Origin of the sequence: Arthrobacter sp. 'calajunan' (assembly GCF_046940185.1) — a bacterium.
Classification (GTDB): Bacteria; Actinomycetota; Actinomycetes; order Actinomycetales; family Micrococcaceae; genus Glutamicibacter; species Glutamicibacter soli.
Genome location: NZ_JBKZDY010000001.1, coordinates 458,586 through 472,864, shown reverse-complemented (window position 1 = coordinate 472,864; position 14,279 = coordinate 458,586). Strand labels below are relative to the sequence as shown.

Here is a 14,279-nt window from a genome sequence, read left to right as displayed (position 1 = left end):
CCCTACACGGTTTGCCGAGCAGGTGCATGAACTTGGTCACGTGGATCATTTGAACGATCTCAAGCCCCTTTAAGCTTAATGCCATGACCGTCACCTCCGCGCTGCTTTCCTTTGCCGTCGTTGCCCTGTTGCTGACATTGGTCCCTGGGGTGGATACTGCATTGATCTTGCGTTCGGCGGTCGCCCGGAACAAAACCGATGCGCTGTTGGCTGCCTTGGGAATCTGCACCGGCGTGCTGGTCTGGGGTGTCGTGGCAGCAGCCGGCGCCTCGGCAATTCTGGCCGCGTCCCAGCTGGCCTACCAGATACTCACCTATGCAGGTGCCGCCTACTTGGTATTCCTCGGCGGGCAGATGATCTACCGTTCGCTGCGTCACAAGGAATCGGCACCCACCAGGATGGAGGTCGCCGCCAATAAATGGCGGGCGTTTGGCACCGGGTTCATCACCAATTTGCTCAACCCGAAGATCGGCGTCTTCTATATTGCGGTGATCCCCCAGTTCACCCCGACTGGCGCCAATGCCCTGCTGATGGGCATGGCACTGGCCGCCGTCCATGTGGTGCTGACCTTGGCGTGGGCCGGTGTGCTGATCCTCGGTGCGTCGCTGGCCGGCAAGTGGCTGAGCACGCCGAAGGCAGTGAGCTGGATGGACCGGATCACCGGCACCGTCTTGATCGGGTTCGGCGTGAAGGTGGCGCTGGCACGGCCCTAGGGATGCGCCAGTGATTCAGCACCTAGTCACTGCAAAGTTCAAGATCTGCAGACGGTTCTAAGCCGGCATCACGCAGGAAAGAAATTGCTGTGGCCATCGTATCGATCTTCGCCTTCAACTCGGCCAAGCCCGGTGCCTTGCGGTCGGAGAACTCGTCCATACGCTCATATTCACGCCGCACCTTGATCTCCGTCTCAACGAGTGTGTTCCAAATTGTTGGGTCAGATTCGATCTTTTGATACTTGCGCAATATTTCCACTGCCAACAGGCGTTCAACGACCTCCGCGGTAGTCGCCGCAGAGGTACTCGAACTGGCAAGGCCATAGGCAATTCCGCCGGTCCCTGCGCCGACCAATGAACCTGCAGTAATCAGGCCGCCAATCATTCCACCTGGTCCAAAACTCGCCAATGCAGTAGTAACCAGAGCCGCGCCGGCAAGGCCAATCGGCGCGACAACGATGGCTACACTCGCAGCGAGTGCAATCAACGCCGCCGTTCCTGCACCAAGTGCGCCCCACTTTTGCCAATTGAATCCACGACGACCTCTAATCGCTTCTTGGGCTTCTTGTGCCGCCTTGAGGACGTCAGAACCGAACTTACCCCCTACCTGCAGTTCAACGCACAGCTCGATGAGAGCCTTTTCTGCTTTGTCTTTGGGTAGTTCAATTTCAAAGGGGCTGACAATGTTCTGCGAACTGATGGCAACAAGGAGAACGACAGCCTGCTCTTTAGTCAACGGGTTTGGGAACGAAGGGATTGGCGCTGACTCGTCCAAATCCGATGCATCAAAGCTGAGTTGTTCCAATTGGTTGGGGAGATGACGGGACATCCCCTGTTCTTCTCGCCATATCCGCATATCCCGGATGGCGTCAGCCTGAACCCTACGCCGGGCCCCGGTGAATCTATCTAACAAATCCGAAGGAGTTTTGGGATCATTCTTAAGTGCTTCTTCTAATAGGTACGCATATCGAAGAGCAAGGAATGTAATTTGCTCCGTCTCCGTCATTGAAACGTCTAGATCGCTGTTTATTTGGACAAGTTCTTTGGATAGCGATCCAAACAGTGCGTAGCCAACAGCTTCGCCAACTTGCCTGTGCGAAAGATATAGCACGGCGGCATGCGCTTTGTGCGTCGGAGTCTTCCCGACGCAGTAGTCCAAGAGCCATGGGAATTGCGAGCTCAAGCCTCGATGCGACGCTACTGGATCCGAAGCATGCCAAAAGTTGACCCACCAGCCAAGATTGTTTGGAGCTTCGTCTAGATTCTTTCGTACCGAGTCGATGTTGAAGCTACCGTGCGCGAGCGGACTGCCTATCGTCACAAAGCCTTCTACGTACACTTCCTTTGGCAATCGAAGCAGGAGATCCGCAGCAATGACAGAGCCCAGACTGTGGCCAATGAGGACTATTTTCCCCGATTGCGGCAATTCCGAGAGGATCTTTTTCAATACTTGGGCCCGAATTTTCTCATTACCCAAGTAGTTGGCAGCCTGCGTGAGGTTGCTGGGAATATGCAGCCCGGCCTCAACGACTACGGGTGCCCCAATCCACCCAGTTCCAAACTGCTGAGGACCCAGCCTATATTCAAGCCCCGCGATCCTTTGTTCAAATTCACGCCGGTGTGCTTGCGCATCCGACTTGCTCAGGCGTTTGTGGGCAATGGGCGGAACGTCGCGATCGTCATCAGATCCCTTGAGGGCATGGGAATATTTGGGGGCTATTACATCCACGTCATCCAAAGATCCGTACCCGGCGGCTTGAAGCGAAGTATTCAGGGCAGTTTTCCATGCGGCTTTCGGGTCCCCGTCACCTACGCCGTGCAGAAATACCAAAATAGGTTTCATGTCGCTCAAAATAATTCTCTTCTTTTCCACGAGTCACTGTTAACTGCTCCATTCGAAGTATATGAATCAAGCCAGAGAAATATGAATTCTCGAACAAACGAACCCGTAAAATTCGATTCAATCTCCTTCCTATCGCCGAGGCTGCCGGACGGACTCAATTGGGAGAACGCTCCTGTGCTCGGCTCTATGCTGCGGCGTGCAACTGATTTCGGCCAGGGGTCTGCGACGGATCAAGGTGTTTCGGGAACAGGATATGGGCCAGCCCATTGATTTTGACCAGGGTCAATAACCCGGCATGGATGGCCAGATGGTAGCGCCGGCATAAGCAGGATGCGTTGGAGCAGCTGGTTGATCCACCTCGGGACCACCAGTCATCGTAGTGGTACTCGATCATTTCCGGCGGTGCCGTGCATCCGGGCACAATGCAGCCCCTGTCCCTAGCGAAGGCCGCCTTCTTGATCGCCTCGGAGAAGAAGCGTTGGGATCTTCCAAGGTCCAGTGGTTGTCCGTCGGCGCCGATGAGCACCCGGCAGATCTCCACTTGGCAGATCAGTTTTCCTGTCACAGCCGCATCGAGCTTGACCCCATGGGCCGTGACTGCTGCCAACTTGTTCGGATCTTGCAAATCCTTGAGCGAATCCAGCTTCAGGTGGACTGCAACCTGCGGGGTGATTGTTTTGCTCGGCTCAGCGTCGGTGCCACCGGAAGTGGTGTGGGCCAGCGCTGCAAGGAAGGCATTCAAGCGGCGCTGCGCCGGGGCCACCTGACCATCACCGGCCAGTCCGTGATCCTCTTTTTGTTCGGAAGACTCTTTGGTTGATCCCTCATCTGAGTCCCTGCCCAGTCCGGCGCGGGCTGGTCGCTGGAGAACGGGTCTTCGCCGCTGCAGCGTGAGTTGTTGGCGCGTGCGTCCTTGCCAGCCTCGGTACGCGGATTGTCGGCCTGGTTGGACATTGAATGCACCATTTCGGCCTGCTCCCCCTCGGCCAGCAGCTCCCAGCACTCTGCGGTGCCGCGTTTTCCGCGGTAGAACAGGCCGGTGGGAGTGGGCTTGGCCGGTTCGTGCTGCTGGCGGTAGTCGTCGATCAACGCGGCCACGCATTTTTTCGCTGGTGGTGCGGTTCGGTTCCTGCAAAGCGTCGACGATGCGGGTTTCCAGAAGGGCGCCATTGGCGTGTGTCGCGGTGGCCGGCAGCGGCAGCCCGTCATGCGCGGTGTCTTTCGGTTCGAACTTCTCAAGGGCCCGGGCTGCGCCCAGGATGCGTCTGGGTTCGATCTCCCCCGGGTGGGCGAAGAGCTCAGCCAGTGCTGCGTGGCGCGGTGTAATTTCCCGGCCGTCGCTGTGCCGACGGACAATCACCAGATGGGCATCGCCGAGCCGGGCCGCGGCCTGATGATAGTTGATGCCCAGCCACGAGGCGGCGAAGTCCGCGGTGTCCTGGTAGTGAGCGCGGCCGGTGATCAGCCGAGCGGCGTGCGACAGGTCCTGCTGGCTACTTGGGTCGGAGCGCCACGTGCGCAGTGAGGCCAACACGACATCTTCCAGCAGGTGGGCACCAGTCGATTCGCACCGGATAATTACATGCAGCTGTTGGCGCTGGGCCAGGCGAGCCAGTTCTTCCACCAAGCGCGCGTGACCGGCTGCTATGCGCGGGTCCTCGCTAGTTCGCAGCTGAACACAAAGATCCGCCAGCAGCGCGCAGCAGGCAGCCATGATGGACAACAGCACGGCGGCGGTGCCGCGCGGGATGCTTCCGGTGATGGCCTCGCGCAGTACCTGCAACGCTGCGGCAAGCTGGTGGATCTTCATGACTCCAGCATGTAGGCAATCGCGTGTCATTGGGCGCCTCGACGCAAAAATGTGGATAAACCTGAATCTAACTCTCTGACAGCTGGTCCCCAGCTGCCCAGTCGTTGTTCCTCGAACGGATCAGCAGCCACGCAGCTACAAGCAGTAGCAGTCCGGAAAGTCCTGTGGACAGGGCCACCACTGTCTCTGTGCCCGGGGTGGTGTCATGCGAGGAATAGAACGTGAGCAGCGGGGCGACGATGTAGCAGGCGAAGATGTACCCGTGGACATTGGTGCCCAGGGTGAAGAAGACCGCGAGGCTGAGTGCCGGACAACGCCTGGCGCACAGCAGGCACAGACCGATCGCCGCAAAGAACCCCAGCGTCAACAGCGTGTCGGCGAGCGCCGTGCGTCCCGACTCGTGGGGCGGTGTCCCGTTGCGGGAGGTGAGCAGGGATTCGTAGCCGATGATCGCGCAACTGGCGGAAAGCAGCAGCCCCAGGATCAGCTGCAGCGGACCGCGCCGGAAGCTTTGCCGCGGTCGCAGGGACAGCAGGCACATGGTCAGCAGCACCACCCCGGCGGCTTGCAGCAGCATTCCGATTCCGAAGGGAAGGCTGGTGCCGGGAATCATCACGAATGGTTCGGAGGCCAGGTAGTAGTCGTACAGGTGGTCTTCCACGGACAGGTCGCTGGGGTCGAGGCCCGCGGGAAATGTGATCCAGCGGGCATGGGCCGCTGACAGCTGGAACCAGCAGGAGGCCAGGAAGAACAGTGCCGCACCCGAGGCGAAGATCACCGCGACCCAGCTCTGTGGCGTAGCGGCGCTGGTTCCGCCTAGCCACCTCGGGGTGGATTTGAGGGCGGTCCAGCTCGATGCACGTAGCTGGCGCAGGTCGGTGGCGAACTCACTCATTGTTCCTGTCCCTTCCACTCAGTCTCTTGCGGATCAACTGCACCGCGGCCAGGAGCGCTGCGGCTCCCGCGGCGACGCTGCTGATCGCCACGATGGTTTCAGTCCCGGGGGTTGCATCGTACGGGGCGTATCCGGTGATCGCCGGAGCAAAGAGCACGGCGATGGCCAGGTAGCCGATCGGGCTGGCGCACTGGGCGAACAGCATCGCGATCCCCACAGCCGGGAGCCGCAGCCAGGCCATGATGCCCAGCGCCAGCAGCGCAGGAGACGTCAGGAAGACGATCGCAACCACCAGCCAGTCGGTGGCGGACGCCTCGCTGATCTGGCCGGTGGCCGCGATGCGCAGCGAATCGGCCCCGATCAAGGCGAATCCGGCGGCGACGGCAGCGCCGAGCAGCAGCTGGGCGTGGAGCACGGCGGCACTGGCCCGCGGGCGCAGCATCAGCACGGCGGCCGTCAGGAAAGTCAAGCCGGCGGCCTGCAGCAGCATGCCGATGCCGAAGGGCAGGTGGGTGCCGGGCAACAGGATCACCGGGTCCGCGGCCAGGTAGTAGTCGAAACGGTTGTCCTCGATGGCGAGTCCCCCACCCCCGCTGCGTGTGTGATCCAGCGGGAGTTGGAGGCAGCCAGCTGGAATCCGGAGGACACCAGCAGAAGCAGTCCGGAAGCCAGCGCGCAGCCGATGGCCGGGAGCGGGACCCAGTGAATGCCGGAGGAGCTCGCCACGTGTTTTCCCGCCGCAGCCAGTAACCGCTGCAGGAGCTTCATCACCGCGCCCACATCCGCCGCCAGCCCGCGGACGCCCCCGGCGAAGTCACCCATGGCGGGCCTGCGCAGCGCAGAGCCCTACGCCGAAGGAGGCGAACAGCATCAGCGCGGCCGCCACAGGGTTGATCGGCAAGCGGATCGCCCTCCGAACGGTGTCCGGGGCCGCCCGGTGTTGCGCCCGTTGCCGCGCGCCGCGGTTCGGTGTGCGCGGCGTAGTTCCCAGTTCACTCATGCGCAGAGATTAGCAAGCCGGAATATGAAGCAGAAAGAGGCGAGAATCACCGCACAAATCGCTGAAACTTCCATCGGGTACCGCTGGGTGGGACCGGAAGAAGCGAAATAAGGAAAATGACAGAAGAAGCTTTGACTTTCTCCGGAGGCTGATGAAAGAAACTGCGGGTCAGCGGGCGGTGCTCGCCTTCTACTTGCTTTCACTGCGCCGGGCATCGCCACGGGGTGCGTCCAAAACGTTGATGACGACAGGTGAAGCGCAGCTGGCGAGCTAATGCGCTTGACGGCATTTCAGGGAAAGCTAATCTGCTCTGATCGTTTTTCGCAGGTAGTTGTTTAGGCTAACCTTAGACTGATCGACCTGTGGCCCGCATCGCAATCGCGGGTTCCGGCGGTCACCCGCGATCGACAAATACCCCTTCGCGGGAGCGCCAAGAAGATGAAGGCAGCACAAGATGATCGGAAACTACCTGATCGGTCTGCGCGAGGGACTGGAAGCGGTCCTGATCGTGGTCCTGCTGATCGCGTACCTGACCAAAACGAACCGCCGGCACCTGCTGCCGCGCATCTACGCCGGCGTGGGCGTCGCGGTCGCGGTGTCGCTGGGCTTCGGCGCGCTGCTGACCTTCGGCCCGAGCGGGCTGACCTTCCAGGCGCAGGAGATCATCGGCGGCACGCTGTCCATCCTGGCCGCGGGCCTGGTGACCTGGATGATCTTCTGGATGGCCAAGACCTCCAAGACGCTGAACAAGGACCTGCAGCAGCAGGTGGACAAGGCGGCCGACGGCCCGGCCTGGGGGCTGGTCATCGTCGGCGCGCTGTCGGTGGGCCGCGAGGGCCTGGAGACGGCGCTGTTCATCTGGGCCGCGGCGCGCACCAGCGACCAGACCTGGGAGCCGCTGCTCGGGGCGGGGCTGGGCATCGCCACCGCGATCCTGCTCGGTGTGCTGCTGCACCGCGGCGTCGTGAAGATCCAGCTGTCCAAGTTCTTCGCCTACACCGGCGTGCTGCTTGTGGCGGTCGCCGCGGGCGTGCTCGCCTACGGCGTGCACGACCTGCAGGAAGCCGCCGTGCTGCCGGGCATCAACAACCTCGCCTTCGACCTCAGCACCCAGCTGCCGCCCTCGGGCGTGGCAGCCACCTTGCTCCAGGGCATCTTCAACTTCACCCCGGCGATGACCGTGCTGCAGGTGGCCGCCTGGGCGCTCTACATCGTGCCGGTGATGTTCTTCTACCTGCGCGCCCTGCGCTCCGGGACCAAGCCCGCGCCGAAGCCGGCGGCGACGCAGTCGTCCGCGCAGTCACCAGCGCAGTCACCAGCGCAGTCTCCGGAAAACGCCTGAGCGGCGCACCGCACCAACCATTCGCACTATCGAGGATCCACCACCCATGACCAAGTTCCTGGCACCCGCCGCCCTGCTCGCGCTCGGCGCCCTGGCCCTGACCGGCTGCACCGACAACAACGCCACCGCCAGCGCGGACGGCTCCATCGCCGTGAGCGCGAGCGACGACGCCTGCACCCTGGCCACCGGCACCGCCGCCGGCGGCACCCTGAAGTTCTCCGTGAAGAACGAGGGCACCAAGGTCAACGAGTTCTACCTGCTGGCCGAGGACGGCCTGCGCATCGTGGGCGAGGTGGAGAACATCGGCCCCGGCGTGACCCGCGACCTGGTGGTCATGGCCCCCGAGGGCAGCTACTTCGCCGCCTGCAAGCCGGGCATGGTCGGCGACGGCATCCGTTCGCCGTTCACCGTGACCGCCGCGGCCGCCGGCCAGGAGGTGTCCGCGGACCGCGCCGCGCTGCAGCAGACCGCCGCGGACCAGTACGCCTCCTACGTCAAGGACCAGTCGCAGCAGCTGCTGGCAGGCACCGAGGACTTCGCCAAGGCCTTCGCCGCCGGCGAGGAAGCCGAGGCCAAACAGCTCTACCCGCAGGTGCGCATGCACTGGGAGCGCATCGAGCCGGTGGCCGAGTCCTTCGGCGACCTGGACCCGATCCTCGACGCCCGCGAGGCGGACCTTGAAGAGGGCCAGGAGTTCACCGGCTGGCACCGCGCGGAGAAGGATTTGTGGGCCCCGAAGGGCTACACCAAGATGAGCCAGGCGCAGCGCCAGCAGATCGCGGATGGGCTCGTAAAGCACACCACCGAGCTGGTCACGCGCGCCCAGGCGCTGGAGTTCACCCCGGACAAGCTGGCCAACGGCGCCAAGGAGCTGCTGGACGAGGTCGCCACCGGCAAGGTCACCGGCGAGGAGGAGGCCTTCTCCCACACCGACCTGTGGGACTTCCAGGCCAACCTGGAGGGCGCGAAGATCGCCTACGAGGACCTGGCCCCGCTGCTGGAGGGCACCGACGACGAGCTGGATGCGCAGCTGAAGGAGAACTTCGAGAAGCTGCAGGCGCAGCTGGACGCCTACCGCGTGGGCGAGGGCTTCAAATACTACGATCAGCTGGGCACCGAGCAGGTGCAGGAGCTGGCCGCCGGGGTGGACGCCCTGTCCGAGCCACTCTCCCGCCTGACCGCCGCGGTGGTCAAGTAGGGCGGGCACCATGGGCGAAGAGAAGAAGGCCGGGATCTCCCGGCGGTTGCTGCTCACCGGCGCGGGCGCCGGCGGGGCGGGCCTTGCCGTGGGCGCGCTGGCCGCCGCGGCCTTCGGCGGGCAGCTGCCCGAGAAGCAGGCAACCGACACCATCGAGTTCTACGGCGAGCACCAGGCGGGCATCACCACCGAGGCCCAGGACCGCATGCACATCGTCGGCTTCGACGTGACCACGCAGGACCGCGGCAAGCTCGTCGCGCTGCTCAGGGACTGGACCGCGGCGATCGAGCAGATGGCCGCCGGGCAGCCGGTGGGCGGCGCCGACACCGGCTCCTACGACGCCCCGCCGGCGGACACCGGGGAGGCCGAGGGCCTGGGCGCCGCGCACCTGACGGTGACCGTGGGCTTCGGCCGCTCGCTGTTCCTCGACGAGCACGGCAAGCCGCGCTTCGGACTGGAGGGCAAGCTGCCCGAGGCGCTGATCGAGCTGCCGCATTTCTCCGGGGACATGGTGGAGGAACAGCGCAGCGGCGGGGACATCGTGGTGCAGGCCTGCGCCAACGACCCGCAGGTGGCGGTGCACGCGATCCGCAACCTCTCGCGGCTGGGCTTCGGCACGGTGCGGGTGCGCTTCAGCCAGATCGGCTTCGGCCGCACGGCCAAGACCACCCAGGCGCAGCAGACCCCGCGCAACCTGTTCGGCTTCAAGGACGGCACCGCCAACATCCTGGCCGAGGACGCCGACGCGCTGGCCAAGCACGTCTGGGTGGGCAAGGATTCGACCGACCAGCCGTGGATGGCCGGGGGCACCTACATGGTGGCCCGGCGCATCCGCATGCAGATCGAGACCTGGGACCGCTCCGCGCTGCGCGAGCAGGAGAACGTGGTGGGCCGCATCAAGTCCACCGGCGCTCCGCTGTCCGGCGGCGAGGAGTTCAGCGAGCCGGACTTCGCGATGGCCGGGTCGGCCGGGCCGATCATCCCGGTGGACTCCCACGTGGCGGTGCTGCATCCCAGCGCGCACAACGGGGCGCGGATGCTGCGCCGCGGCTTCAACTACACCGACGGCTCGGACGGGCTGGGCCGGCTGGACGCCGGCCTGTTCTTCATCGCCTTCGTGATCGACGCGCGCACGCACTTCGTGCCGCTGCAAAAGGCCATGAGCGCCAATGACGCGATGAACGAGTACCTGCGCCACACCTCCTCCGGGCTCTACGCGATCCCGCCGGGCATCCAACCCGGACAGTACCTGGGCCAGCAGCTCTTCGAGGGCTGAAGACCTGAGCAGGCTGCGGGCCCGCGCGATCTTTCCCCATGGGATCGCGCGGGCCCGCTGTTGCCTGCGCCGCGGCGTGCCTAGACTGGGTCGAACATCGGCAGGGCGGAACAGCTGTTTCGAAGCGGAGGGTCCCATGAGCACGGTACTGCAGCAGCACAAGATCACCATCCTGGCCGGGGCGCGCACCGCGGTGGGCAGATTCAACGGCATGTATCGGGAGCTTGACACCGCGCAGCTCGGCGCGGCGGCCGTCCGCGGTGCTCTGGAGCGCAGCGGGCTGGAGCCCGAGGCGGTGGACGAGGTGGTGATGGGCTGCATCGGCCAGGTGGGCCCGGAGTCCTACAACGCCCGGCGGGTGGCGCTGGGCGCCGGCCTGCCGCAGTCGACCACCGCGTTCAATGTGAACCGGTTGTGCGGCAGCGGGCTGCAGGCGGTGTTCAGCGCCGCCCAGTCGCTGGTGGTGGGCGCCAGCGAAGTGGCGGTGGCCGGCGGCAACGAGTCGATGACCACCCTGCCGTACCTCGACTACTCGGCCGGGCAGGCCCGCTCGCTGGCCCCGCGCACGCTGCGCCACGGCACCTTGGCCATGCTGACCGACCCGTTCAGCAACAAGCACATGGGCACCACCGCGGATGCGGTGGCCCGCAAGTACCAGGTGGGCCGGGCGGCGCAGGACGAGTTCGCGCTGCGCTCCCAGCAGCTGGCCGGCAGCCAGATCGCCCGCCAGGCCTTCGCGCAGGAGATCATCGAGCACAGCCTGGTAGGCGGCCAAGGCCGGGATGTCGACGAGCACCCGCGGCAGGGCGTGAGCCTGGATTCCCTGGCCGCGCTGACACCGGCCTTCTCCCCCGAGGGCACGGCCACCGCGGGCAATTCCTCGGGCGTGAACGACGGGGCGGCGGCGCTGGTGCTGGCCAAGGGCGAGTACGTGCGGGCGCACGGGCTGCCGGCGCTGGCCACGGTGGAGCATGTGGTGGTGACCGCCATGGATCCGGCCTACATGGGGTACGCCCCGACCTTCGCGCTGCGCAAGCTGTTCGCCGAGACCAAGCTGGGCCCGAAGGACATCGACGTGTTCGAGCTGAACGAGGCGTTCGCCGCGCAGGCGCTGGCGGTGATCCGCGACGCGCAGCTGGAGCCCTGCAAGGTCAACCCCTATGGCGGGGCCATCGCGCTGGGCCACCCGGTGGGCGCCACCGGCGCGATCCTCGCACTGCGCGCGGCGCTGGACCTGCAGCGCCGGGACCTGGAATACGCGGTGGTGACGCTGTGCATCGGCGGCGGGCAGGGCATCGCGGCGCTGCTGAAGCGGGCCTGAGGGCTACTGCAGGGCGGAGGTGAGCCGGGCCAGCGAGTCCAGGATCTTCTCGCGCCACGGCCGGCGCTTCCAGCGCTGCAGGTCGATGGGCAGGCTGAGCTCCCGGTAGCCGTCCTCGACCTTGCGCATCTCGGCGACGAACTGCGCCCCGCGCACCAGCAGCGAAACCTCCATGTTCAGGCTGAAGGAGCGCATGTCCATGTTGCTGGAGCCGATGACCGCGACCTCGTCGTCGATCGAGAAGTGCTTGGAGTGCAGCACGGTGGGCGAGGGGTACTGGTAGATCTTCACCCCGGCGGCCAGCAGGTCGGTGTAGTAGGAGCGCTGCGCGTGGTAGACCATCGCCTGGTCGGCGACCTCGGAGACGAACAGCTCCACCGCCAGCCCGCGGGAGGCGGCGGTGATGATGGCCTGCAAGGTGGCCTCGTCCGGGACGAAGTACGGGCTGGTGATGCTCACCCGGTGCCGGGCATTGTGGATCAGCGAGACGAAGAGCTTGAGGTTATTGTCGTTCTCGAAGCTCGGGCCGCTGGGGATCACCTGGGCGTCCAGCCCGTGCACGGTGCGCGACTGGTGGGCGCTGGGCGTTTCATGGTGGATGCTCGCCTCGCGCACCCGGTACTTCTCCCCTTCGAGCAGCTCGTCGGTTTCGCTGAACCAGTCGGTGATGAACACCGCGTCCAGCTCGCTGACGATCGGGCCTTCCAGCCGCACCATCAGTTCCTTCCAGTGCAGGCCGCGGCGCAGGTTCCCGGGCTTGAGGTAGGTCGAGTCGATCAGGTTCTGCGACCCGGTGAAGCCCACTTCCCCATCCACGATCAGCAGCTTGCGGTGGTTGCGCAGATCCGGACGCTGCCATTGGCCCTTCAGTGGCTTCAGCGGCAGCATGTGGTGCCATTGGATGCCCAGCCGGTCCAGCTCTTGGATGGTTTCCTTGCGCCGCGGCAGGGTCAGGGTGGCGACGTGGTCGAAGAGCACCCGCACCGCGACCCCGCGGGCGGCGGCGCGGCCCAGCGCGGCGATGAGCTCTCCGGTGGTCTGGTCGCTGACCAGGATGTAGAACTCCACGTGGATGAATGACTGCGCCTTCTCGACCGCGCGGACCATGGAGGCGATGGACTGCTCGTAGCCGCCGATCAGCGTGGCGGAGGTTCCCGAGACCATGCCCAGCGCGCCGAGCTTCTCGTTCATCGCCACGGTCGGACCCAGCCAGTCCGGGGAGTCGAACTGCGCCCGGTGCCCGCTGAGCCCGGAGGCGGCGTGCATCAGCTCGTTGACCTGCCGCTGCTTCTCCCGGCGGTGGCGCGGAAGCCGGCCGAAGCCGATCAGGAAGAAGGCGATGGCGCCCAGGTACGGGATGAAGATGATCGTCATGATCCAGGCGATGGCCGTGGTCGGCTTGCGCCGCGAGGAGATGACGATGGCAGCGGTCAGGCCGATGACCGGGTGCAGGATCAGGAAAACCACGCCAACTTCGTCAGCTGTATTCAATGCGCTGCCTCTCAGTTCCACGATGCGCAACCGGACAGGCCGCGGAAGGCCAACAGCGGCCCCGTACGAAATCCTATGTCTACGTGCGCGCTTTCCCGCAGATTACGCGCAACCGGAGGGTGTTCAACCTCTCAGCCGGTCCCCGGACTTATAAGAGCCCCATGGCTGGCAAATAGATATATTGAAGGCGCAAGTCAATTGGTTAATGCCCGGTGCCCCGATCTTTGCGATCAGGACGCCGGGCAGCGATTTCTTCCGAACCGATTTCCACTCCCGCCGGTGTCCTATTTATCCACCGACCAGAGACAATGCCCAATTCGCCCCTAGGATCAATATCGTCGCGGTACGCCACGATGACAATCAGACTTCAACATCTGTGGGGAGAGGCCATCATTTCCATCACCCGCCGGTTCACGGCCGCTTCGGCCGCCACGGCTCTGGGCCTTGCACTCAGCTCATGGTCCATATCGCCGTCGCAGCCTTCGCCGGACGCCTCGCCTGCAGCTTCCGCCTCGGCCACAACTTCCGCGTCTTCCACGTCTGCCCCGTCTTCCACGCCAACCAATTCCGTATCGGCGAGCGCCACGGCGCAGGCCGCTGGGACAGTGAAGCACAAGGTGGGCAACGGGCATGTCGAACTTGAGGTGCCGGCGGACTGGAGACTTGTGGGGACCGGCGAATATTTCGAAGGCCAGATACACGAAGACCTTAAGTCAACCTACAGCACCCGCAATGCCAAGGGAGCGGAAATGGCGGTGCTGAGCACCGGCATCGAATAATATCCGCATGGCGAGCCGCCCATGACGCAGGTGCACAATGGGATCATCGATTTCAGCGACCAGGCAGTGAATGGCCAGTCGCATGTTTTCGCCACTTCCGAGGGCAGCACAGGGACCTCCATCAGCTTGGCTATGGGGAAGAAGAACCAGCTTGAATTCGCTAACGCCCTCCCATGGGTCTTCGGCCCTTCGCAGTCCAGCGGCGCCACCTTCTACCGGGTGATTGACGACGATGAGCGGCTCACCGGAGTTGACCCAGGCCTGACCGGGGCTGTCCGTGCCAAGGCCTACGCCCAGACCGAGGCGTACAGGGTATTGAAGGCAACCATGCTGTCGCTGAAGGAAACCAAGAAGTTCACGGCTCCGCCTTTGGGCGAAGCAACCTCGTGCGTCGGTGCGAAGTACACCTATGAACTAGGGAATTCCCAGCTCGGCTGCTGCAAGAGCGCCCGAGCACGGGTGGTGTGGAGATCATCGGTTTTGGTGCCTGCATGCTGGCCGTGTTAGAGGGGCCCGGTTTTTGCCTGGTTGATTCGACCGAGGGACGTTTCGAATTCAGGGTGAAATAGCCCGGGCTCCCGCCACCGCCCCCGGGCGAAAATCCGTTCCAG

General features: G+C 64.3%; 15 protein-coding genes. 7 read left to right on the top strand and 8 right to left on the bottom strand.

Features of this window, described 5'->3' with window-relative positions:
• The first annotated feature begins 83 nt into the window (after positions 1 to 83).
• Entirely contained in the window at positions 84 to 713 is a 630-nt protein-coding gene (locus tag RF641_RS02070; protein WP_424572375.1) for a LysE family translocator, read from the top strand.
• Between the two features lie 22 nt (positions 714 to 735).
• Here the strand turns inward: RF641_RS02070 and RF641_RS02065 are convergent, their stop codons facing one another.
• The 6 genes from RF641_RS02065 to RF641_RS02040 form a co-directional block, all read right to left on the bottom strand.
• Entirely contained in the window at positions 736 to 2,586 is a 1,851-nt protein-coding gene (locus RF641_RS02065; RefSeq protein WP_424572374.1) for an alpha/beta fold hydrolase, read from the bottom strand.
• A 154-nt stretch (positions 2,587 to 2,740) separates the two neighbouring features.
• A complete protein-coding gene (locus RF641_RS02060; protein WP_424572373.1) occupies positions 2,741 to 4,366 on the bottom strand; it encodes an HNH endonuclease signature motif containing protein in 1,626 nt (541 codons plus the stop codon).
• Positions 4,367 to 4,433: 67 nt separating this feature from the next.
• Complete coding sequence (locus tag RF641_RS02055) at positions 4,434 to 5,261, bottom strand: hypothetical protein (RefSeq protein WP_424572372.1); 828 nt, start codon at positions 5,259 to 5,261, stop codon at positions 4,434 to 4,436.
• The gene (locus RF641_RS02050; RefSeq protein WP_424572371.1) at positions 5,254 to 5,793 is read right to left on the bottom strand and encodes a hypothetical protein; all 540 of its coding nucleotides are present in this window, start codon (positions 5,791 to 5,793) and stop codon (positions 5,254 to 5,256) included. Before RF641_RS02050 ends, RF641_RS02055 begins: the two co-directional genes overlap by 8 nt.
• Positions 5,790 to 6,083 carry a hypothetical protein gene (locus tag RF641_RS02045; protein ID WP_424572370.1) on the bottom strand — a complete coding sequence of 98 codons (294 nt, stop codon included), beginning with the start codon at positions 6,081 to 6,083 and terminating at the stop codon, positions 5,790 to 5,792. Before RF641_RS02045 ends, RF641_RS02050 begins: the two co-directional genes overlap by 4 nt.
• The gene (locus RF641_RS02040) at positions 6,076 to 6,261 is read right to left on the bottom strand and encodes a hypothetical protein (protein WP_424572369.1); all 186 of its coding nucleotides are present in this window, start codon (positions 6,259 to 6,261) and stop codon (positions 6,076 to 6,078) included. The genes RF641_RS02045 and RF641_RS02040 overlap by 8 nt, the downstream gene beginning before the upstream one ends.
• Before the next feature lie 454 nt (positions 6,262 to 6,715).
• Here RF641_RS02040 and efeU point away from each other — a divergent pair, with 454 nt between their 5' ends.
• From efeU to RF641_RS02020, 4 genes are all read left to right on the top strand, one after another.
• On the top strand, positions 6,716 to 7,603 hold the full coding sequence (gene efeU, locus RF641_RS02035; protein ID WP_424572368.1) for an iron uptake transporter permease EfeU: 888 nt from the start codon (positions 6,716 to 6,718) through the stop codon (positions 7,601 to 7,603).
• Between the two features lie 46 nt (positions 7,604 to 7,649).
• Positions 7,650 to 8,801 carry an iron uptake system protein EfeO gene (gene efeO, locus RF641_RS02030; protein WP_424572367.1) on the top strand — a complete coding sequence of 384 codons (1,152 nt, stop codon included), beginning with the start codon at positions 7,650 to 7,652 and terminating at the stop codon, positions 8,799 to 8,801.
• Between the two features lie 10 nt (positions 8,802 to 8,811).
• Positions 8,812 to 10,077 carry an iron uptake transporter deferrochelatase/peroxidase subunit gene (efeB, locus tag RF641_RS02025; RefSeq protein WP_424572366.1) on the top strand — a complete coding sequence of 422 codons (1,266 nt, stop codon included), beginning with the start codon at positions 8,812 to 8,814 and terminating at the stop codon, positions 10,075 to 10,077.
• A 136-nt stretch (positions 10,078 to 10,213) separates the two neighbouring features.
• The gene (locus tag RF641_RS02020) at positions 10,214 to 11,398 is read left to right on the top strand and encodes a thiolase family protein (protein ID WP_424572365.1); all 1,185 of its coding nucleotides are present in this window, start codon (positions 10,214 to 10,216) and stop codon (positions 11,396 to 11,398) included.
• A 3-nt stretch (positions 11,399 to 11,401) separates the two neighbouring features.
• Here the strand turns inward: RF641_RS02020 and cls are convergent, their stop codons facing one another.
• Positions 11,402 to 12,889: a cardiolipin synthase gene (cls, locus tag RF641_RS02015; RefSeq protein WP_424572364.1), complete on the bottom strand. Its 1,488-nt coding sequence runs from the start codon at positions 12,887 to 12,889 to the stop codon at positions 11,402 to 11,404.
• 367 nt (positions 12,890 to 13,256) lie between these two features.
• Positions 13,257 to 13,475, bottom strand: coding sequence for a hypothetical protein (locus tag RF641_RS02010; RefSeq protein WP_424572363.1), 219 nt, complete (start codon positions 13,473 to 13,475; stop codon positions 13,257 to 13,259).
• A gap of 19 nt (positions 13,476 to 13,494) precedes the next feature.
• Here RF641_RS02010 and RF641_RS02005 point away from each other — a divergent pair, with 19 nt between their 5' ends.
• Both RF641_RS02005 and RF641_RS02000 read left to right on the top strand, forming a co-directional pair.
• A complete protein-coding gene (locus RF641_RS02005) occupies positions 13,495 to 13,668 on the top strand; it encodes a hypothetical protein (RefSeq protein WP_157359285.1) in 174 nt (57 codons plus the stop codon).
• A 21-nt stretch (positions 13,669 to 13,689) separates the two neighbouring features.
• Complete coding sequence (locus tag RF641_RS02000; RefSeq protein ID WP_424572362.1) at positions 13,690 to 14,175, top strand: hypothetical protein; 486 nt, start codon at positions 13,690 to 13,692, stop codon at positions 14,173 to 14,175.
• Positions 14,176 to 14,279: the final 104 nt, after the last annotated feature.

Bases quoted from the DNA above. Each gene is read 5' to 3' on its own strand.
- RF641_RS02000 (WP_424572362.1), top strand. From the start codon at position 13,690: ATGACGCAGGTGCACAATGGGATCATCGATTTCAGCGACCAGGCAGTG.
- RF641_RS02070 (WP_424572375.1), top strand. From the start codon at position 84: ATGACCGTCACCTCCGCGCTGCTTTCCTTTGCCGTCGTTGCCCTGTTG.
- RF641_RS02040 (WP_424572369.1), bottom strand. From the start codon at position 6,261: ATGAGTGAACTGGGAACTACGCCGCGCACACCGAACCGCGGCGCGCGG.
- RF641_RS02020 (WP_424572365.1), top strand. From the start codon at position 10,214: ATGAGCACGGTACTGCAGCAGCACAAGATCACCATCCTGGCCGGGGCG.
- efeO (WP_424572367.1), top strand. From the start codon at position 7,650: ATGACCAAGTTCCTGGCACCCGCCGCCCTGCTCGCGCTCGGCGCCCTG.
- RF641_RS02055 (WP_424572372.1), bottom strand. From the start codon at position 5,261: ATGAGTGAGTTCGCCACCGACCTGCGCCAGCTACGTGCATCGAGCTGG.
- efeB (WP_424572366.1), top strand. From the start codon at position 8,812: ATGGGCGAAGAGAAGAAGGCCGGGATCTCCCGGCGGTTGCTGCTCACC.
- RF641_RS02060 (WP_424572373.1), bottom strand. From the start codon at position 4,366: ATGAAGATCCACCAGCTTGCCGCAGCGTTGCAGGTACTGCGCGAGGCC.
- efeU (WP_424572368.1), top strand. From the start codon at position 6,716: ATGATCGGAAACTACCTGATCGGTCTGCGCGAGGGACTGGAAGCGGTC.
- RF641_RS02045 (WP_424572370.1), bottom strand. From the start codon at position 6,083: ATGGGTGACTTCGCCGGGGGCGTCCGCGGGCTGGCGGCGGATGTGGGC.